The sequence below is a fragment of the Bradyrhizobium sp. RT6a genome, from assembly GCF_040547675.1.
Classification (GTDB): domain Bacteria; phylum Pseudomonadota; class Alphaproteobacteria; order Rhizobiales; family Xanthobacteraceae; genus Bradyrhizobium.
The window spans coordinates 52,573-72,878 of sequence record NZ_JBEPQC010000013.1; the positions used below are offsets into that span (position 1 = coordinate 52,573).

Annotated in this window: 11 protein-coding genes and 5 pseudogenes; 8 read left to right on the top strand and 8 right to left on the bottom strand. The window is 58.9% G+C overall.

Features of this window, described 5'->3' with window-relative positions; genetic code table 11:
* Positions 1–277 precede the first annotated feature (277 nt).
* Entirely contained in the window at positions 278–1,144 is an 867-nt protein-coding gene (locus ABIC03_RS37440; protein WP_354065712.1) for an electron transfer flavoprotein subunit beta/FixA family protein, read from the top strand.
* Between the two features lie 600 nt (positions 1,145–1,744).
* On the opposite strand, the pseudogene tcuC reads toward ABIC03_RS37440, so the two are convergent.
* The 4 genes and pseudogenes from tcuC to gmd form a co-directional block, all read right to left on the bottom strand.
* Positions 1,745–3,072: pseudogene (tcuC, locus tag ABIC03_RS37445) on the bottom strand (tricarballylate/proton symporter TcuC).
* Positions 3,073–3,421: 349 nt separating this feature from the next.
* Positions 3,422–5,248, bottom strand: coding sequence for a glutamine--fructose-6-phosphate transaminase (isomerizing) (gene glmS, locus ABIC03_RS37450; RefSeq protein ID WP_354065714.1), 1,827 nt, complete (start codon positions 5,246–5,248; stop codon positions 3,422–3,424).
* Between the two features lie 178 nt (positions 5,249–5,426).
* A complete protein-coding gene (fcl, locus tag ABIC03_RS37455; RefSeq protein WP_502917359.1) occupies positions 5,427–6,458 on the bottom strand; it encodes a GDP-L-fucose synthase in 1,032 nt (343 codons plus the stop codon).
* Complete coding sequence (gmd, locus tag ABIC03_RS37460; RefSeq protein WP_354065718.1) at positions 6,430–7,515, bottom strand: GDP-mannose 4,6-dehydratase; 1,086 nt, start codon at positions 7,513–7,515, stop codon at positions 6,430–6,432. The genes fcl and gmd overlap by 29 nt, the downstream gene beginning before the upstream one ends.
* Positions 7,516–10,053: 2,538 nt before the next feature.
* Here gmd and ABIC03_RS39350 point away from each other — a divergent pair.
* The 7 genes and pseudogenes from ABIC03_RS39350 to panB all read left to right on the top strand — a co-directional run bounded on the left by ABIC03_RS39350 (position 10,054) and on the right by panB (position 15,283).
* Positions 10,054–10,238: pseudogene (locus tag ABIC03_RS39350) on the top strand (DUF7694 domain-containing protein).
* Between the two features lie 590 nt (positions 10,239–10,828).
* Positions 10,829–11,395 (top strand): radical SAM protein, encoded by a 567-nt coding sequence (locus ABIC03_RS37470; RefSeq protein WP_354065722.1) that lies wholly within the window; start codon positions 10,829–10,831, stop codon positions 11,393–11,395.
* 7 nt (positions 11,396–11,402) lie between these two features.
* Positions 11,403–11,756 carry an aspartate 1-decarboxylase gene (gene panD / locus ABIC03_RS37475; protein ID WP_283018418.1) on the top strand — a complete coding sequence of 118 codons (354 nt, stop codon included), beginning with the start codon at positions 11,403–11,405 and terminating at the stop codon, positions 11,754–11,756.
* An 84-nt stretch (positions 11,757–11,840) separates the two neighbouring features.
* A pseudogene (locus tag ABIC03_RS37480) lies at positions 11,841–12,963 on the top strand (aminotransferase class I/II-fold pyridoxal phosphate-dependent enzyme).
* Positions 12,960–13,592 (top strand): dethiobiotin synthase, encoded by a 633-nt coding sequence (gene bioD, locus ABIC03_RS37485; protein WP_354065725.1) that lies wholly within the window; start codon positions 12,960–12,962, stop codon positions 13,590–13,592. Before ABIC03_RS37480 ends, bioD begins: the two are co-directional and overlap by 4 nt.
* Positions 13,592–14,171, top strand: a pseudogene (locus ABIC03_RS37490) (aminotransferase class III-fold pyridoxal phosphate-dependent enzyme); the annotation flags it as partial. The gene bioD and the pseudogene ABIC03_RS37490, both read left to right, overlap by 1 nt.
* Before the next feature lie 239 nt (positions 14,172–14,410).
* Positions 14,411–15,283 (top strand): 3-methyl-2-oxobutanoate hydroxymethyltransferase, encoded by an 873-nt coding sequence (gene panB / locus ABIC03_RS37495; RefSeq protein WP_354065727.1) that lies wholly within the window; start codon positions 14,411–14,413, stop codon positions 15,281–15,283.
* A gap of 812 nt (positions 15,284–16,095) precedes the next feature.
* Here the strand turns inward: panB and tnpC are convergent.
* From tnpC to nolL, 4 genes and pseudogenes are all read right to left on the bottom strand, one after another.
* Positions 16,096–17,684: pseudogene (gene tnpC, locus ABIC03_RS37500) on the bottom strand (IS66 family transposase).
* Positions 17,685–17,753: 69 nt separating this feature from the next.
* Positions 17,754–18,107, bottom strand: coding sequence for an IS66 family insertion sequence element accessory protein TnpB (gene tnpB / locus ABIC03_RS37505; RefSeq protein ID WP_354065729.1), 354 nt, complete (start codon positions 18,105–18,107; stop codon positions 17,754–17,756).
* Positions 18,104–18,526 (bottom strand): IS66-like element accessory protein TnpA, encoded by a 423-nt coding sequence (gene tnpA, locus ABIC03_RS37510; RefSeq protein WP_354065731.1) that lies wholly within the window; start codon positions 18,524–18,526, stop codon positions 18,104–18,106. Before tnpA ends, tnpB begins: the two co-directional genes overlap by 4 nt.
* Before the next feature lie 260 nt (positions 18,527–18,786).
* Complete coding sequence (gene nolL, locus ABIC03_RS37515; RefSeq protein ID WP_354065733.1) at positions 18,787–19,899, bottom strand: nodulation factor fucose acetyltransferase NolL; 1,113 nt, start codon at positions 19,897–19,899, stop codon at positions 18,787–18,789.
* Positions 19,900–20,306 lie beyond the last annotated feature (407 nt).

Consider the following 20,306-nt stretch of genomic DNA (forward strand, 5'->3'; position numbering starts at 1 on the left):
GCGTCTTCGCGTCGGCTGGTCTTGTCATCGTCTGTTTGCAACGTATTCGCCCTGAAAACTGGCTTGGCGTGGAACCGGCGCGTGATCGCTGCGGCTCCGTTGCTGCCCGTAACTCAGATCAGCTAAAGATCACGCCCATGCTCAGGCAGTCGCAGTCGCGACAACCGGCTCGCCGTCAGCCGTCAGTCTTTGCATGCCTTCCTCATCGGCGAAATGCCTGGGATGGTATGACATTTGCTGCTCGTCGGGAGCCGGCTCAGCATCTTAGGAGAAGTACATGCACAGCATCGTCTGCATCAAACAGGTCCCCGACTCCGCGCAGATCCGCGTGCACCCTGTTACGAATACGATCATGCGCCAGGGCGTGCCGACAATCATCAACCCATATGATCTCTTCGCATTGGAAGCTGCACTCGAGCTACGAGATAGGTTCGGCGGCGAAATTACCGTCCTCACAATGGGACCGCCGTCGGCCGAAGAATCTCTCCGAAAGGCACTGACATTTGGTGCCGATCGCGCGGTCCTGCTCACCGATCGTAGCTTCGCGGGCTCCGATACGCTGGCGACGAGTTACGCGCTGGCGTGCGCGATTCGCAATATCGGAAGGGAATATGCCCCGCCGGACGTCATATTCACTGGCAAGCAGACGATCGACGGCGATACGGCGCAGGTGGGGCCTGGCATTGCAAAGAGGCTCGGAGTCCAGCAGCTTACTTATGTTTCCACAATCAAAGCATTGAACTTCAAAGTACGCACGATCGAGGCGGAGCGGCGCTGCGAAGGCGGCGTCCAGGTGCTGCGTTCCAAGCTGCCGTGTCTCGTCAGCATGTTAGAGGCAACCAATCAAATTCGCCGCGGTGCAATGATAGATGCGTTGCGTGCCGCCCGTGCCACAATCGTAAAATGGAGCGCCCAAAATGCCGGCGTGGATGACATGGCCAAATGCGGTCTGAGGGGGTCGCCGACCGTCGTCAAACGTGTTTTCGCGCCCTCCCCGCGAGCGGAGAAGGCGACGTGGGTGGAGGCGGCCGAGCAGCCGGCCCAAGCATTGATCGACGCCATGTTCAATCGTAACCCCATGCTCGAAACGGAGCTCGCACAGCTCGCGCGCGGTACCTCACCTGCGCAAGCTAGCGGTGCGTGAAGTGGCGGCTGATTGAGCGGAGCCGGCGATGGCCGGATCGTGGTCATGCATGGGCCCGTCGCTCGGTTGCACGAGGCCGCATCGATCTTGTCGGCCGCTCCGCGCCAAATACGATAAGAAGGGTGAGCATTCAACTTGCGTATCTCAGCGCCGAGAGGCAGGTATCGGATCAACATGCCAGACGTCTGGTTACGCTCACGTTTGGCGACCTGCGATACACAAATTCACTGGAGAATTCATGGAGCCTGAAGACGCGCCCGTTCAGTTTGTGTGGCAGCCGCATAGAGCGCCCGCTGAATTCACCGCGTGGAGCTCGCGCGAGGGATCTATCCCCTCGCGCGAGATCCGCCGCATTTCACGTGACTGCAACGTGCGGGCATTATCGTCGCGGTTCGACCACAGGACGGAATCGAGGTTAGCTGATAATGCTCAGCCATTCCCGGTCAACATCATCGCCAGCTCGTCCCGATACGGCCCCAGATCGCATAGGAAGAACCGTGACCGGCAGAGTAGCCCGCGCACCACCGTAAGATCATCAAGGACCGTCACCACCAAGTTCAATTCGGTTTTGGGCCGTCAACGTCCCGGTGGGCGCGCATGTTAAAACGTGAAAAATTGCGCGGTTAGGGCCGTGTTAGACCGCTCGCGTCGCGACGGATTCGCAACTCTCTTGGTGTTTCCTGGATAGATCGTCAGTGCGGCGATGATGCCGAGCAAAGCTGCAAACATCAACCAGAAACCGGGGGACGCCTCATCATCGGTCCACTCGATCAGCCACGTCGATGCGAGCGGCGTAAACGTGTCTAAGAGAGCTGCGGCAGTGCGAAGGCTAAAGAAAAGCAGGTTGTGCGAACGTGCTTTGGCACGATTTCGACCAGAGCGCCAACATGGCGCCGCTATAGGTGCCGAAGTAGAATGAGAACATCATCTCCACTGCCAGCATCTTGCCAAAGCTTGGTTCGGTCACAAGCCGAGGCAACGCGGGATATTCGGTCACCAAGACGAGGCCGGCAATCGTCAGCAGGGCCGGTTTACGGCCGATTTTGTCTGAAATCGCGCCGCCAATTGAGTTCCAGATAAAGTTCGTCGCGACGAGCAAAAGCGTCACTAAGAGCGTGTTCTGCGAGGACAGCTGCAATACGTGCTTGCCGAGCGTAGGCGTGTGCACTTTGACGAAATAGAAGGTCGTGCTCGTCAGCATCGCGATCATCATGCCGAGAATGACTGTGCGGCAGCTCGCAACTGTGGAGGCGAAGACCTCGCGGGCCGTTGGGTGGTGCTTCATGACCAGAAACTCCGGTGTTTCCTCCAGCTTCCTGTGCAGGATGAAAATAGTGGAACGATTAAATAGCCAAAGGAAGAGCGGGATCCGCCAGCCCCAGGCAGAAACCATTTCGGCCGGAAGTGCTTCGCTCAAAAAAATATCCGATGAGAGCCGCGGTCAAAGAAGCAACCTGCTCGCTCGAGGACTGAAACGAGTGTCAAAACCGCGGCTTCCCGTTGTGGCAATCTCGGAGAGGTAGACGGAAACGCCGCCAGCCTCCACGCCGGCAGAAAAGCGCTGCAACAGCTGTCCGAACGGCGCCATCACGGGTGCGGCAATGCCGAGCGTCGCATAGCGGGAAAAGGCGATGATGATGGTGCCAATCGCCATGATCGAAGGCGTAATGATCAGGCCTTGCCGAAGGCCAATCTGGTCAATCGCGCCAACAGATCGCATCAAGGCACCGAGCCAGAACACACCGAAGGTGTTAAGCAGTGAAGCCGTTTCGCTTCCTGATGGAAAAGAACGCGTTTTCGATGGCACTCGCGTAGAACCCGAACAAGAAGAAGTCGAAGTGCCCGAAAAAGTTGCCGCTCCTCGCACGTAAGATCGCGCCAATGTGCGATTTGGCATTTGACCGGTGCGCAATGGACGCTGGAGACAGGACCAGGTTCCTCTCGGTTTGAATTGGCCGGTTCCGAGAAAATCAGAAAATCTCACGCCAGCCGAGTGCAGTTTCATGGCCGCGAATCTGCCATCAGGCACTATCGGCCCACCCGTAAGCGCCTGACGGATCCGACGCCTTGTTTGCGGGAAGACGCGCCAGCCCCGAACCTGATTAGCCTTTTGCGCATGAGTCCCAGGCTTCCCGACCATGGACCGGCACAACCGAATACGCGGCGAGGGCGTCGGGCCTGGAGCTAGGCGGCACATCATGATGAGATATGCCGGGGCTTTGCGCGCCTTCGGCATCGCATCTGACCCAGGCCGATTCCAGTTGGCGTCACCTTAGCTTATTCGACGGTAACCGATTTCGCAAGATTTCGCGGTTGGTCGACGTCTGTGCCCATCAAGTTGGCCGTGTGATAGGCCAGGAGCTGCACCGGAATCGCATAGACAATGGGCGTAAATGTCGTCCCCATCTCCGGCAGCACGATCGTCGCGAGTGTATCCATGGACACCTCCGCGGCTCCGCTAGCGTCCGTTATCAAGATAATCTTGCCGCCGCGTGCGGCGACCTCCTGCATGTTCGAGATGGTCTTTTCGAAGAGCCGGTCGCAAGGAGCGATGACGATTACGGGAACGCTCTCGTCGACCAAGGCGATGGGGCCGTGCTTTAGCTCTCCGGCCGCATAGCCCGCGGCGTGAATATAGGAGATTTCCTTCAGCTTCAGGGCCCCTTCCAGCGCCAGTGGAAACGACGTGCCGCGACCAAGATATAGCACGTCACGCGATTTGGCGATGTCGCGTGCGAGCTTCTCGATCTGCGGCTCGCTGGCAAGCGCCCCTGTAACCAGCCGGGGAATTGCGATCAGCGCTCGCACGAGATCGACCTCGTCGCTCTCCGACAATTCACCCCGCGCCTTGCCCGCAGCGACCGCAAGCGCCGCCAGGACGACAAGCTGGCATGTGAACGCCTTGGTCGAGGCAACGCCGATTTCAGGTCCGGCGAGTGTCTGCAACACTGTCCCGCTTTCGCGCGCAATGGTAGAACCCAGAACGTTCACGATCGAGAGCGTATGCAGGCCTTGAGACTTGGCGTAGCGGAGGGCAGCCAGCGTATCGGCCGTCTCGCCGGACTGCGAGATGAAGATAGCAAGATCTCCCCGGCGCATCGGTGCCTCGCGATAGCGAAACTCGGACGCGACATCGAGCTCGACCGGAATACGAGCCAGCCGCTCGAACCAGTATTTGGCGATATGGCCAGCATATCCTGCCGTACCGCAAGCCGTGATCGAGATATGTCCGATCGCATTGAAATCGAACGGAAGCTCCTGCGGCAGTGCGACGCTCTCGTTCGCGATATCCACGTAGTGCGCTAGCGTCTGCCCGATCACCTCTGGCTGTTCGTGGATTTCCTTCGCCATGAAGTGGCGGTAGTCTGCTTTGTCGACGAGAACCGACGACGTGGCAGATTTCACCACCTCCCGGCGGGCGACTGTGCCTTGTGCGTCGTAAACCACGGCGAAGTTGCGGTTGAGCACAGCCCAATCGCCGTCCTCAAGGTAGGTGATCAAGTCGGTAAGGTGCGCGAGCGCGATAGCATCCGATCCGAGATACATTTCGCCTTCGCCATGGCCGATCGCAAGCGGTGAGCCCTTCCGCGCGCCGATCATGAGGTCGTGTTGTCCCTTGAACAGGATTGCAAGCGCAAACGCCCCCACTAGCCGCGGCAGCGACGCTTTTACTGCGTCCTGCGGCGAGCAGCCATTTTTCAGATATGAATCGATAAGATGCGCCACCACCTCGGTGTCTGTTTCAGAGGCGAAATAGGCGCCATGCTGTTTCAGCTCCGCGCGCAGTTCGCGGAAATTCTCGATAATGCCGTTGTGGACGACTGCAACATTGTCCGTTGCATGGGGATGAGCATTATGCTCGGTCGGCTTGCCATGGGTAGCCCAGCGCGTGTGCCCAATCCCGGCATGGCCTGAGAGTGGATGGCGGCGAACGCGTGTCTCAAGGTTCCTCAGCTTGCCCTCGGCACGCCGAAGCTCGATATAATTTTCTTTGAGCGTTCCGATGCCTGCTGAGTCGTAGCCGCGATATTCCAGTCGCTTAAGTGAATCGATGAGTCGATCCGCGACCGGACCGCGCCCCAAGATGCCGACAATCCCGCACATGCTAATCAGTTTACCTCAAGTTCAAACAGAGCGTGCCGCAAGGCGCGCCTGACCAATTCGCTCGCTCTAACTATGGGCCAGTCTAGCCCGTGCCTGCCCCTCCATCGGGGCACGCGTCACCCGGCGGTGCGCGAGCTCCAAGTAACGCGTGGAGCCCTGTCGAATTCGCCGGAAGATCCTACAGCAACTTTCTGGGAACCGAACAATGAGCGCCATCAGCGGCTAGCAGCTGCATGGTTCTCTCCTTTTTGTCCGATGTAGCCGATGCAGCCAAGAAGGCCTGGTAGGCCTGCCGCATTCCATGTGTGAGCCATGTCCTCGCGCGCCAGCCGAGGCTCGCGAGACGGCTGACGTCGAGCAGCTTGCGCGGCGTGCCGTCGGGCCGGGAGGTATCGAAACTGATCTCGCCGATGTAGCCGACGACTTCGGCGACGATGCGGGCAAACTCGGCAATGGTGATGTCCTCGCCGGTGCCGATGTTGATCAGCTCCGCGCTCGAATAGGTCTTCATCAAATGCACGCAGGCATCGGCCATGTCGTCGACATAGAGGAACTCGCGCCGCGGCGTGCCGGTGCCCCAGACTACGACGCTTCTTGCGCCCGAAACCTTTGCCTCATGGAAGCGCCGGATCAGGGCCGCGACCACGTGGCTGTATTCGGGATGATAATTGTCGCCGGGGCCGTAGAGATTGGTCGGCATCACGCTGATGAAGTCGCTGCCATATTGGCTGCGATAGGCCTCCACCATTTTGATGCCGGCGATCTTGGCAATCGCATAGGGCTCGTTGGTCGGTTCCAACGGGCCGGTCAGCACGGAGTCCTCGCGTAGCGGTTGGGCGGCCAGCTTCGGATAGATGCAGGACGAACCGAGGAACATCAGCTTCTCGGCACCGTTTTGATGCGCGGCGTGGATCACATTGGCCGCGATCGCGATGTTGTCGTAAATGAACTTGGCGCGCAGCGTGGCATTGGCGACGATGCCGCCGACTTTTGCAGCGGCAAGGAACACGACTTGCGGCCGCGTCCTCGCAAACCAATCGACCACGGCGGCCTGGTTGCAGAGGTCGACCTCGCTCCGGTCCACCGTCAAGAGCTTCACATCCTCTCGCGCGAGCCGGCGCACGAGCGCGCTGCCGACCATGCCGCGATGGCCGGCGACGTAAACGCTCTTGCCGTTGAGCTCAAACGGTGCGTTTGCCATTGGCCGCATCCCGGTTTGCCTCCGCGAGATCGCTCGCCACCATCTCGGCGACGAGTTCCGCAAAACTCCGCTTCGGTGTCCAGCCGAGCACCTCGCGTGCCTTGGTGGCATCGCCGACGAGGAGATCGACCTCGGTGGGGCGGAAATAGGTCGGGTCGATCTTCACCACGGTCTTGCCGCTCTTGGCATCGACGCCGGTCTCGTCGACGCCTTGGCCCCGCCATTCGATGCGGCGGCCGATTTGCGCAAACGACAGCTCGACCATCTCCCGTACCGAGCGCGTCTCGCCGGTGGCGAGCACGAAATCGTCGGGCTTGTCCGCCTGCAGGATCATGTGCATGCCCTCGATGTAATCCCTGGCGTGGCCCCAGTCGCGCTTGGCAGAGAGATTGCCGAGATAGAGCGTCTCCTCAAGTCCAACCTCGATGCGGGCGACGCCGCGGGTGATCTTGCGGGTGACAAATGTTTCGCCGCGAATTGGGCTCTCATGGTTGAACAGGATGCCGTTGCTGGCGAACATGCCGTAGGCTTCGCGGTAGTTCACCGTGATCCAGTAGCCATAGAGTTTTGCGACGCCATAAGGCGAGCGCGGATAGAACGGCGTGGTCTCCTTCTGCGGGACCTCCTGCACTAGGCCATAGAGCTCGGAGGTCGAAGCTTGATAAAACCGCGTCTCCTTTTCCATGCCGAGGATGCGGATTGCTTCCAGGAGCCGCAGCACGCCGACGCCGTCGGCGTTGGCGGTGTATTCCGGGCTTTCGAAGCTGACGGCGACGTTGCTTTGGGCCGCCAGATTGTAGATCTCGGTCGGCCGGATCTGTTGCACCAGGCGGATCAGATTAGTCGAGTCCGTCATGTCGCCGTAGTGCATCAGGAACGGCACATTGCCGACATGCGGGTCCTGGTAGAGATGGTCGACGCGCGCGGTGTTAAACGAGGACGAGCGCCGCTTGACGCCGTGCACGACATAGCCGAGCGACAGCAGATGTTCGGCAAGATAGGCGCCGTCCTGTCCAGTCACGCCGGTGATTAGAGCGACCCGCTGTTTGCTCGCTTGGTTTGACAAATCTTTTCTCTGCGCATGTTAATGTCGTCCCGCGATCGACGACCTTTAATCGCGTCGGTCTCCGATGCGGAAGCGTCACGCTCTCGAAGCACCGAATTCTGGACGTGTATAGACATCGCATCGATCGCTCAACTGTGCGGAGGTAAACGTTCCACATAGAAACGGTTTTGAAGAACTATACGAAAGTTTGTAATCCGGCGGGTTTCGTTCGCCTTCGTCGGGCGTCGCTCCATTGCTTGGGTGCGACCAGTGGAATTGCGGCGCGGACAGGTGGTAAGCGACCCGTCGGGACCGAAAAGCCGTTCCACTGTCTCTGCCTGCTCAACTCGCGTGACGAGGCAGGCCATAAGATGGCCGCCTCGGACATGCGACCTGCTAGAAAGGGCCGCTCGTTGGGCCCCGAATGAGGCAGGCATGCAGCCGGGCCCCTTGAGCTTTCGATGCGTATATCGAGGCGGCGTTGGTAAATCTCTAAGGCCTGAACCCTCCTGAGATTGCTCAGCAAGCTGTGAGCCAGCTCATAGTACGACCAGCTTTCGTGCGATGGCCCAATCATTGCAGCCAGGCACTGACGAAGACGTCGCTATAGGAGGCTGCGTACCAAACACTGTGCCAACGTTTAGGCCTACAGCTGCTCCGTTGCGGCGCGAGCACACCATTTGCAGCTTTGCGGTAGGTGGGGCACGACCACCTGTACCGCCTCCAACTTCCATTCCACTCTGAGCAGCGAAGCGCTGATCTCCGGAGGGCGACCTCCGCCATGAGCAATATCTCAAATCGGGCAATCGTCACGCGGCGATGCTGCTCCGATCTTAGCATTCGGTTCTCCTGCACTCCCCGTTTCATCGCAAGATATTGCAATGACTCGCCGAGGCTACCTCACTGAGGCGTTTCGAGGCATCGAGGGCGTTCTGCAATCTGAGCTCCAAATGACACGCTCCCAATTGGTCGCCCGGAAGCCGTTGACGGCCAGGCGCGGTCGCCAGCTGCATTGAAGACATTACAATCTGACGCTACGTTCGATTCAAGCACTTATGTCGAGAGTCTCGCATTTTGCGCGGGATCTGACGCGACCACCAATGAGTCCAATCTCCACTATCATTGGTGTTTTCAAGCGCGCGTTCTCAACCAAGAGGACCGCATGAAGCTTACTCAACGCGCTTGCGTTTATTGCGAGCGGCTTGTCGCATCTCAGACATTGACAGAGCGGCCGGCAAGTGACGGCAAATGAGGTGCTTTTGCGAAAGCCAGCCTACGGGATCTTACGTAGGGCATGTGTCGCATTTTCTTGATCTAAACATTGCATCGTCTTTTGCATGAAGCAGAAGAAGCCATTCTCAGACGCCAAACATTGGCGACGCCGTGCGGAAGCGACACGAGTAAAAGCCGAGTCGATCAAGGGCGACACGTCCAGACGCAGGCTCCTCAAGGTCGCTAAGGAATATGATAAGCTGGCTCGCCTCGCGGAGAAGCGGCAAAGAAATGAGGTTGACGGGCAGTTCTGATCACCGCCGGAGCGAACGGTTGCATCGAACGTCTAGGCGTTGTGATCGCAGTGGAGCCTCGCCGTCGGACGGCTTTAGGCAAACGCCCTGATCGGTAACGCCCATGAGCGAGGCTGCTCAAAAGTGCGGTCGGCGCGTCCGAGCCTCTGGCCGTGAACGCTTGTGAGTCAGGGGCCGGCCACTTAGATGACGTATTGACGGTGTCTCAGGCGGCAAGCTGGCTAACCGCTGGACATGGGAAGGAATGAGATGAAGGTCCACCGCCTGATCGTCGCACGAGCGAAAATACAAGCCTCTCGCTCGACGAACTGGCTAAGCATTGTGCGTCGCTGTGCATCATCTGCTGTAGCCGGCGACGTGTCTTGGGTGACAAAGTAACCGGTTCGCCGGATCACGCCACGCGAATTGGCTTCCGCCGCCATTTTGGCTGTGAGGCGTTTCAGTCGAGCTCTGGCATCTTGGACCAAACACGGATAGCTCAACGCCATAACGCTGCGGCTTATTCAAGCGAAGCGGCGAGCAGAAGCTCCTGCTGGCAGGCTTGCGTAGCGAAACCACGTAGACGTCTGCGCGGATCGTCTGCATGAGGCAGGTTCGCGACGAAGTCACGCATGACGAGAAAATCCAAGCGACAATCAAGACCAACCACAACAGAACTCTCCGGTGGACGATTCCGGACAGAGCCGATGTTCTTCATCCAGATAAGTTCCGTGCAGATGATCAGGAGTATTTGGGACTGCCCATGCCGGGGTGGCAACCGCTCGATATATCGGTCGGAGGACACGAGCGGTGCCGGCGTCAACTCTATCGGCTGAAGCAAGCTGGAACGCGTGAGGGGCAAATTGTAGAAAGACTCGAGGCAGGGCGCGTCGGCGATGGCCGATTCGCCACCGCACCAGGTTCTGGTCCTTCCGCTCACTTCTTTGTGCAGAGGCCTTGTGGCTGTCACCTCAAGATTATCGGCTTCGTCGTCCGTCCGGGATGGGAGCATGTCTCGGTGTCGGCGCGACGGCGATCTCCAAGCTGGGACGAAATGTGTCTCGTCAAAGACCTGTTTGGGATCAGGAGGAATGCGTGATGCAGCTGCAACCTCCTCGCTCGCAGTATGTCAACAATAGTTGCTGTTGGCTGCATCTCTGGAGGCCGATACGTCAGGTCATTCCGATGCCACCGGCAGCCTCCGCGGGCATCGTCGGGCTCGGGCATCTCAAGCGGTAACGCTGTTTGGACGGACGAGTGCGGTCTCATAACGGATTCCGCCGCGTCGGTGCTTAAGTCGAGCGGCGGCAAAGTATTCTGCTGCTCCTACAGGCGGCGAGCACACCGTCGATGGAGCCTAGGTGACCTAGTGGTGCACAGGCCCGCCAAGGGCGTGCGGGTCACCACTCTGCGCCCCAGAGCCAACGCGCTGCGCTTCTGAAGGCGGCGCGAGGCAGCGCTCGCACAAGCGGCTCGTCCGAATACCGTTTATTGTGCGGAATGCGACGTGCATAACCACACCAGCGAGGAATCGGCCGGGGGACGAATAGAGCAGGTCCGTGGATCCGTTATACATGGCGCGCGGCCAAACACATTAGTAACAGGAAAGGAGCCTATGGAGCGCAACCACGGTACGCATCGGCTAGTTGCCTGAGTGAGGGGCGCCGAGGAGTGTTGTTGCGCGTTCCTCGATGCTGCGAGGAAATCCTGCGTGAGAAGCGGCTATGAGCCTGATATGAGCACCATCCAGGCGCAACTCGGCGATAATTCTCGTTTAATACCGGGCAAGAGTGTTGCTCTGCAGAGCTACGCACGATGGTGTCGTCCATATGATTGAGCGAAAGTCTTGGGGGGCTGTGGAAGTCGAAGGCAATAGCGGCCGCAACGGCACGCCGGTCCGCCGCGACTGGGAACGTGCCGAGGCGGGAGAGCTTTGCGCGCTGCCATTTGCCGACCTCCCATTTCACAGCCGGACCGTTCATCGCGACAATTTCGATCCAAACCACGTCGAAAGCGCAAGCTTGCTCAGCGTCAAGACCGGAGGTTGTCCTGAAGACTGCGCCTACTGCGGCAAGGGCGTGCATTACGACTACGACACTGGCCTGAAGGCGACTCGCTTGATGGATCGCGCGGATATGGTCGCCGCCGCGCAGCACGCCAAGGCCGCCGGGGCGACTCGCTTCTGCATGGCCGCGGCCTGGCGCAGTCCAAAGGACCGCGATCTCGATCAGGCCTGCGACACGATTGCCGCCATTAAACGTGTTGTCGTGGAGACGTGCGTAACGCTCGGCATGCTCACGCCAAAGCAAGCCGCACGGCTCGCCGACGCCGAACAACGTGGACTTCGCTTAGGTTGTCAAACAAATAGAGGTGCTGCGCGCAAGCGATCAGCGTAGGTGAATAATGCAGATTGTCTTGATGAAGGGAACGATTCATTGCGCCTCGGTAACTGAAGCCGACCTGCACTATGAAGGCTCGATCTCGATTGATCGCGGGCTGCTGGACGCGGCCGGTATCCTGATCAACGAGCGCGTCGAACTCTACAATCTTGAGACGGGGGCACGCTTTGCAACGTTTGTGACAGAAGCGCCACAAGGATCCGGCACCGTAGACGTGAACGGTGCGGCGGCCCGACTGGCGATGCCCGGAGATAAGATAAGTATCGTCGCATACGCGTCATTTGACGAGGAGGATGCAAAAATCTTCAAGCCGCGCATTGTGCTGGTTGATCGAGAAAATCGCCTCCTGCCGGTTTGAATTCACACAGCCAACGCGGGAAGGCCCTGTTCTTCGCCGCCAGTTCAAGTTTTGCGGCGTCCATCGTTGCTCAGCGAGTGAAGAATGAGTTCCGTCATTGCCGCTAAATCGGCCAGCTATGTGGCAGGTTTGGATGCGCTTAAAGAAGACGATCGCCTGCGCGGTTTCATGCCGCGCATCGGGACCGACTTTTCATCAAGCGATTATCTTGCCCTGGCGGGCGCGCGCGCATGAAAAAGGCCATTCTGACCGGAGCGGGCGGATCACGGCTTCTGCGCGGCAACTGCGAGGAGCACAAATGCCTCGAGGCAGAAGCCGCGCGGTTCTTCGGGGCGCAGACCGCGCTCTTCCTCGGCGGTCCCTATTTCGCAAGTCTTCCAGTGCTGACAATGGCGCCGCAACGACCTGCCTGTCCTTGAGTCTCTGGTTCACGCCAGTCCTCGTGAAGAGGCGCGAGCTGGCCGAGCCGCTTTCAGAATCTGCGCCCATAAGGACCCGCAGGCTATCGAGAGCGAGAGTCGCGACTGGTGCCGCGGGCGGAGCGGGGCAGGTCTGGATCGTAGTCGAGAGCCTCTACAGCATGGATAGCGATTTGGCACCGCTTGAAGATTTGCTCACGATCGCGGACCGGCACGATGCGTTCTTGGTTGTGGGCGAGGTGCATGCCAGCGGTGTTTGCAGCGAGCAGGGACGAGGGCTCACGGCGCCCTATGAAGGACGCACAAATCTCCTCGTTGTTCATCGTTGCGGCAAGGCGCTGGGAGCTGCCGGCGCGCTTGTCACCGCCTCTGGCGTGCTGCGCGACTTCTTAATCAAGTGCTGTTGCCCGTTCATTTTCGCGACCGCCCCTTCGCCGTTAATGGCGTTGGCCGTACGGGAGGCTCTGTTGATCCTGGAGAAGGAGGCGGAGCGCCAACAGCGCCTGGCGAAGCTTGTCGCGTTCACGCATCTGGAGATGGTTGCGCGAGGCGAGGGGAGTCCTTCGAACTCGCAGATCCTGCCCTATTTCGTTGCCGAGAATGCCCGCGCCATGAGGCTATCCTCCGCGCCACACGCTCGCGGATTTGACATCCGAGGAATGAGACCGCAAACGGTGCCGGCCAGCACGGCTTGTTTAAGAAGTTTACTGACTCTCAACGTCGGAGAGCATGAGGGACGTGCGATGCTCGATGCGCTCACTGTGGAGACGATGGGCGGATCTCGATGAGCCAGCGGATCGTGGTGACCGGCACAGATACTGGGATCGGAAAAACTGTCTTTTCGGCAGGCCTTGCCCATATCCTCGGCGCGAATTATTGGAAACCAATTCAGGCCGGTCTTGAAGGAGAGACCGATAGCCAGCTGGTCGCACGACTGGGCGGTCTGTCGGCCGATCGGATCATTCCGGAGCGTTACCGCCTTAGAACACCCGCTTCCCCGTATCATTCCGCCGAAATAGACGCAATTCGCATCGATCCCGATTCGCTCGTGGTGCCGGATACCGGCGAGCGACCGCTCGTCATCGAAGGCGTCGGCGGGCTAATGGTGCCGCTGAATTCTAGCGCACTTTACATCGACGTCCTCGAGCGTTGGCGGCTTCCCGTCGTGCTCTGCGCCCGCACGCAACTCGGAACCATCAATCACTCTCTGCTGTCGATAGAAGCCTTGCGAAAGCGCCAGATCGAACTTCTTGGGATCGCATTCATCGGGGAAAGAAATTCTGAAACTGAGAGCGCAATTTGTGACATCACGCGGGTGCGTTGGTTAGGACGGCTGCCCTGGATTTCTCCCCTGACGGCAGACAGTCTGCAGGCTGTCTTCAAGGGCTCGTTTATCCCCGGCGATTTCAAGCCTTGATGCCAAACAAGAGGTGGCCAAGTTGGCATCCATTCACGCAGCATGCCCTTGACAACCAAATGACCCAAGTTGTGCGTGGCGACGGTGCTTATCTCTACACTGCGCCCATCGAATCAAAATTGAAATCTCATCCTGGTGGGTCCTCACTCACGGCCATTGCCATCCGCAAATCGTGAGCGCGATTCAGAAGAACAGGCCGGCAAGCTGACCCAAATCATTTTCGCCGGCTACACGGACGATCCGGCTGAAGAGGGCGCTCGAATCCTTTTGAACGTCGCACCCCGAGGCGTCGGACATGTTCTCTACTCTTCGCCTTGAAGATGGCATTCGGCTATTGGCACAATATAGGCAACAGCGAACACGCATCGTTGTCATGCAACACTCCTATCATGGCGACACCTTCGGGCGACGTCAGTTGGTGCCCGCGGTGTCTTCAACGCGGCGTACGGCCCTTTCCTGTTCGACGTGACCTCAATCCCGTTCCCTGCGAGCGGTTGTGAGCAGGCGACGCTTGATGCGCTTGAGTCAGCATGTCGGAACGGAAATCCCGCGGCCTTTATCGTCGAGCCTCTGCCGCTTGCGTGCATCGTCTCCCGGCCGCCGTTTTGAGTCGCAGAATGTTTGGATGGTGGAGTCCCAGGATCACATCGCGGAGGAACATCTTGGAAGAGTTTGTTTGCTGATCGCGCAATCATTGGAAGCTTTGTGCTTTCCAACTTCTCAGTGACGCGCCTTTTCGACCTCCCTATTGACAGAGGCCATTTGCTCTTCCAAGGGAAGGCCATTTCCAGAAACATGCGCGGCCGGATCAGATCGACATGAGTCACATTTCGCAGCTGTCAGTTGTGCGTGTCACGATTCCAGTTCTGCAGCGATTCAAAGAGGAAAGGCGTGCCATCGTCATGACCACGGCTTATAATGCGGTAACGGCACGTATCGCCGATCCTGTGGTCGACGTCATTCTAGTTGGCGATAGCGTCGGCAACGTATGCCTTGGGTTTGATGACACCTTACCGGTCAGCATGGCGATGATGAATCACCACCTGGAGGCGGTCGCGCGGACAAGGCCTCGGGCCATGCTTGTAGCTGACATGCCGTTTCTTAGCTTTCATCTCAGTCCCGACGACACGATACGCAATGCTGGAGGCTTCCTGCAGCGTGGCGCCGACGCCGTGAAGCTTGAAGGAGGGGGTAAGCGTGTCGAGATGATCCGAGCCTTGGTGAATTGCGAAATTCCCGTGATGGGCCATCTTGGTCTCACGCCACAAAGCGTTAACGCAATGGGTGGCTTCAAGGTACAAGGTCGAAACGCGGACGATGCCCTACGTCTGCTTGACGATGCGCACCAGCTACAGCAGGCGGGATGCTTTGCTCTTGTCCTCGAAGGTATCCCGGCTGAGCTCGCTGCCCGAGCGACTGAATCTCTGACCATACCAACGATTGGGATCGGAGCGGGTCCAAGTTGCTCAGGCCAAGTTCTAGTGTTCCACGACGTGTTGGGGCTCGCAGGAAGCCATTATCCAAAATTCGTGCGTGTCTATGTAGAGGGCCATCAGCTGCTGCGGGAGGGCCTCTCGCGCTGGGCAGCCGATGTCCGTAGCGGAGCATTCCCTGCGGCGCAGGAGTCATATCGGATTCCGGACGGCTTGCGCGGGGCGATCGTAAACTGGACGCCATCCAAATCAAGCTAGTGCAAGGTCCAACATGCAAACGAGCAAGTACGGTCGGGGAACTGCGCGGCGCCCTTGCAGAGGAGCGCCAGTCCGTTAGCGAGGTGGGGCCCACTGCGACGATAGGTTGGCCGCACGATCCTCATCTAGCCCTGGCCGAAAGCTAGACGACCTCCGCTATCACCGTTAGTGAGCGCCTTCCTCGCACCCGCCCCAGTTGAGACCAAATGAGGATCTCGGCAGATAGTCTCGTGACTTCCCAAACGGTGAGAAGCCGTGCCGCGAAGCGGGTCGGGTTCGTCTCTGAGCTAGATCCCGGGAGACTTGTCCGGCTTTATTTGCGACCTCGTCGAACCGGCGAACCCGGCAAGCCTCTGCACGCTTGCATTTTTGCGGCCTTGCGAAGTAGGTGTGCAAGCTATTCTATCGTGCAGCCAGTGTCGCATGCATTCGACAAAAGGGTTCAACAACGCGCGGTCGTGGGCCGCATGGTCGTGAATCTAAATCTTCCAATCGAGATCGTCACGGTTTCGAGACGATGAGAAGCCGACAGGCTCGCGATGAGCATCGGATCGCCATCTCATCGAACAAGAACGGCCTGTTGGTCACCGAGGGCCTTTTACTACGGGAAGCTGCGGGTACTAGACGGAGATTCGAACGACAGGGAGGTCTCGGGTTCAGTACGGCAGTCGAAGAACCATCTTGCTGAGTGTGAATGGATTGGGTTCGATCTGGGTCGAAAACTGGGCGGCTAGAATAATCTCACGACACTCGACCGTATTTGGATGGACGGCAATGGGCTGAGTTCGTCGGTAAGCGCTTAGGCGGGACCCTTATTGGGGCTGGCTTGACGATTTGCGGAATCGCCAGGGCATGAGGTCTTCGATCCTGCTAAGAGGATGGCCGTCGATGATCGCCTCGAGTGTTTCGGCGATGTAGGCAGCCGGGTTGACGTCGTTGAGCTTGCAGGTGGCGACGATCGACGCGAGCAAGGCCCAGTTTTCGGCTCCGACCTCATGACCGGCGAAGAGGGCATTTTTTCTAGTCAGGCAGACTGGCCGGATGGCGTTCTCGACCGGGTTGGTGTCGAGCTCGAGGCGCCCGTCTTCTAGGAAGCGGGTCAGCCCTTGCCAGTGATTGAGCGCGTAGCGGATGTCCTCGGCGAGCGTCGAACCGCTGGAGATCATCGACAGCTGCTTCTCGAACCAAGGCTTTAAGGCGGCGACCATGGGCAGCGAGTGCTCCCTGCGCGCGGCCAGCCGGATGTCCGGCGATGAACCGCGTACCATGGCTTCGATGGCGTAAAGCTGTGTGATGTGCCGAACCGCGGCCTCGGCGATCGGCGATTTGCTGTTGCGGGCCAATTTGACGAAGCGGCGGCGCAAATGGCTCCGGCAATGCACGAGCGTCCACGGCCCCTGCGGTCGAGCAACTTCGGTCAGCCGGTCATAACCGTCATAGGCATCGCATTGCAGGAAGCGTCCGCCAAAGCCATCCAGGAACTGCTCGCGAAGACACCGCTCCGACCGGGGGCATATCGGAACAGCACGATCGGAGGACTTGGGCCGCTGTGGCCGCGGTCGTCGGAGGCGATCGCCCAGAAGTAGCCCTTCTTCGTTTGGCCTCGCCCGGGGTCGAGCACCGGCGCCGTGGTTTCGTCCATGAACAGACGATCCGCCATGGCCAGGCGGCGGCGCATGTGGTCCGCGATCGGCTGAAGATGGAAGCAGGCGCGGCCGGACCAGTTGCCCAGTGTCGCCCGATCAAGTCGGATCCCCTGGCGCGCATAGATCTCGGCCTGACGGTAAAACGGCGTATGGTCGCCGAACTTGGAGACGATCACGTGCGCAATCGCCGCTTCGGTCGGCAGTCCACCAGGCACGACGTGCTCCGGTGCATGCGCCTGCACGACAGGGCCCGAGCAGCGGCGACAGATGTATTTCGGGTGGCGCGTGACCAACACTCGCCATTGCGCCGGGATCACGTCGAGCCGTTTGCTGACGTCCTCGCCGATCTTCGTCATGGCGCCGCAACCGCACGGACAGAGCGTGCTCGCAGGCTCGATGATCCGTTCCACCCGAGGCAAATGGGCAGGCAAGCAGCCGCGATTGCGATGAGAACCTTGATCCGGCACACTCCGCGATCGGCCCTGGATCACAGCCTCGGCTCTCTCCTGCGCCGCGTCCAGGATGCCTTGCGCGATCTCCACGTCTTCCAGCGGCAAGTGATACTGATCTGGCCGCAGCTTCTCGGACTTCGCGCCGAACTTCTCGCGTCGCAATTCGCCGAGGATGACCTCCAGCCGACGCCGCGCTTCCTCCGACGCCGCCAGCGCCCCCTGATGCTCGCTCAAGGCCGCCTGCGTTTGCGCCAAAAGCGCCTTCAGTCGTTCATTTTCGTCGCGCAGCGCCGCGATGCTCATGTGCTAATTCGAGCACACCGCCGCCGCGTGCGTCACGTGCAAAATACCTTCCGAGTCACTCTGCCGCAGTTATCCCGCCGCCTGCGGACGCCGCGCTTCTTGCGGGCGGACCAACCTCCAATCCAGCCCCTCGAACAGGGCTGCGAACATCGCCGGCGATATGCGCATCACGCCGTCTGCGATCGTTGGCCAAACGAACTTGCAGCATTCGAGGCGCTTGTGCACCAACACTAGGCCCGTTCGATCCCAGACCAAAATCTTGATCCGGTCCGCTCGTTTCGATCGGAACACGAAGGCTGCACCGCTGAACGGATCGAGACGAAGCATCTCCTGCACATTCGCAGCAAGCCCATCATGGCCACAGCGGAAGTCAATCGGCCGCGTCGCCATGTAAATCTTCAGATCAGCACCGGGCGCGATCATCGTGACGCTCGTACCGCGCGGATCACCCGAGACAGCTCCTCGCCATCTATGGCCGTCTCCGTCCGCACCACGACATCGCCGATCGCTATCTCAAGCTTGATCGCCGGAACGTGACGCTCCTCTAACGCACCTTCCACGACCAGCGGCGCGAATGTCGGCTGCGACGCCTCGCACGGCGGCAACATGCCTCGCTGTCGAAAGCGCCGTCGCCAATCGTAAATCTGCCAGCGCGTCGCTCCGTGCTTGCGCGCCACCTCGGACACCTGGGCACCGGGTAGCAGACTCTCGGCGACGATCCGAGCTCTCTCAGCCTCCGAACGCACGCGGCGTCCCGACGGTCCTTCAAGGACCTCCAGCCGGCTCACCGGCCCTACCGACGAGCCGTCCAAATGGACGTCCTTTTTGCTGTCCAATCCCATCCCAAACCTCCGTCCAAGTCGGAGGCTTCTTTCGCACAGCTATACCGATCCCGAAGCAAGGGTTCCGGCTAAGCGCTTACGTTCGTCGGTGCCATACAAACCGAGAGCAATACACGCTCGATGGGTTGCTCTTAGGCCGATCATGGCCTCGATGGCGGCACGCCGTCGCCGCCGAATCTGGGTTCGCTATTCGAGCGGCGTCACAAGTCGATGCTATCGGCACCCTGCCGTACTCAAACCATCAAATGGATACAGCTAGTTCATGGCAGGTTTGGCTTGTGGGAGACCTGAGGTGGCATTCCAAGGACGAGCTGAGACAGATATGGAACGCCTTGAACGATCGAGCGGATCGTTAGGGCGATCGCAATGATCGCGGCCCCGAGCACGCCCGCGATGATCAGCCGGGTCGTGAGATCCCAAAGTTCTCCGAATTGTATGAAATCCATGAGACGGAACACGGTACCCTGGACCAGGTAGAGCAGCAGTGTGGCCTGGCCCAATTCCACAGCGATAAAGCGGGCCGTTCGGTTTAAATGGCTAAAGCTCCAGCATTGCAGCAGGAGTTCGATAGCGATTGCTGACGCAGCTGCAGAGCCAACAAACATCAGAAGCACGTCTCTAGTTGACCGAAAGTCGTGAATTACCCCAAGATTATTGTAGACATAGGTGCTCTTGCCCCAAGCTAGAAAGCATACGCAGGTTACTATTAAGAGAAATAAAATCAGGACCGGCTTGTGATGTCGCAATGCAGTCGTCCATCGTTCTCTCGATTGAGCAAGCAAGAAGCCGAAGCAGAAGAACGGGTAAGTGAATCTGATCAGCGGTGATATGGAAAATGTCAGAGGCGCGAGCGCGACCAGTATGGCTGAGCCAATTATGACCCACGATCGGCGGGTCAGCATGGTAGAAATCTTGATGAGAAGGTAGGAAATAAACGTGGCCCAGATGAACCAGTATGTGCCAGCGAGATCGTCTACAAATTCCAAAAGTCCGCTCGTTAGGTTGGTCGCGCGCCACAACGCCGCTAACTTAGCTGTCTCCATTATCGCCCACCAAAACAGCATCGGCAGCAAGAGCTGCTTCGCACGGTCGCTGGCGGCTCGAGTGAACGGCTTTTGCAGCAGCGATCGAGCAGAAAGATATCCGCTAATCGCCATAAAGAGTGGCATGTGAAACATATAGATCGATTTGTAGTACGGCGAATACCAAAACCCGCCGTCTCGGTAGATGACATACTGGATCAGGTGCCCAACAATCACCAAAACAATGAGTGCACCTTTCGCGAAATCTAAACTGAGGTCTCGATCGTATGCCTCTGTCGTGCGCGAACTGGGGACGATCGTTCCAGTGACGGGTAGCAATGTATCAAACATCTAAATATCTGTTTGTTGACGAGCCGGCGGCCCGTTGGCCGCTTCTTCTGCCTCATTTTTGTTCCAAACGAAAGGCGATGGCGCGAGTTTTTGGAAGGGGAATAGGCCCAGCTTGGTAGGCCTTCCCAGAAGCGCATGCCTGAATGCCTCGGGGAACTTTGTGGCAAAGACAAGATATCTAATTTGAGACACGGCTGTAGCGGCACCGGCGCGGCATGCTACTTGCAGACGCGTTTGTGGGAGGAAGACTGTCACGCTCAGTCTCCCACTCGGCCCGACGCATCTCAGACCCGGCAGATGCGTCGGGCTTTCTCGGTTGGGCTACCATAGTTGACATTTGGTCCGTCGCTTTCGCTTGACGCCGAGGTGCTCACGCCAACAGGAGCTTCTGATAACTGAACTCGAGC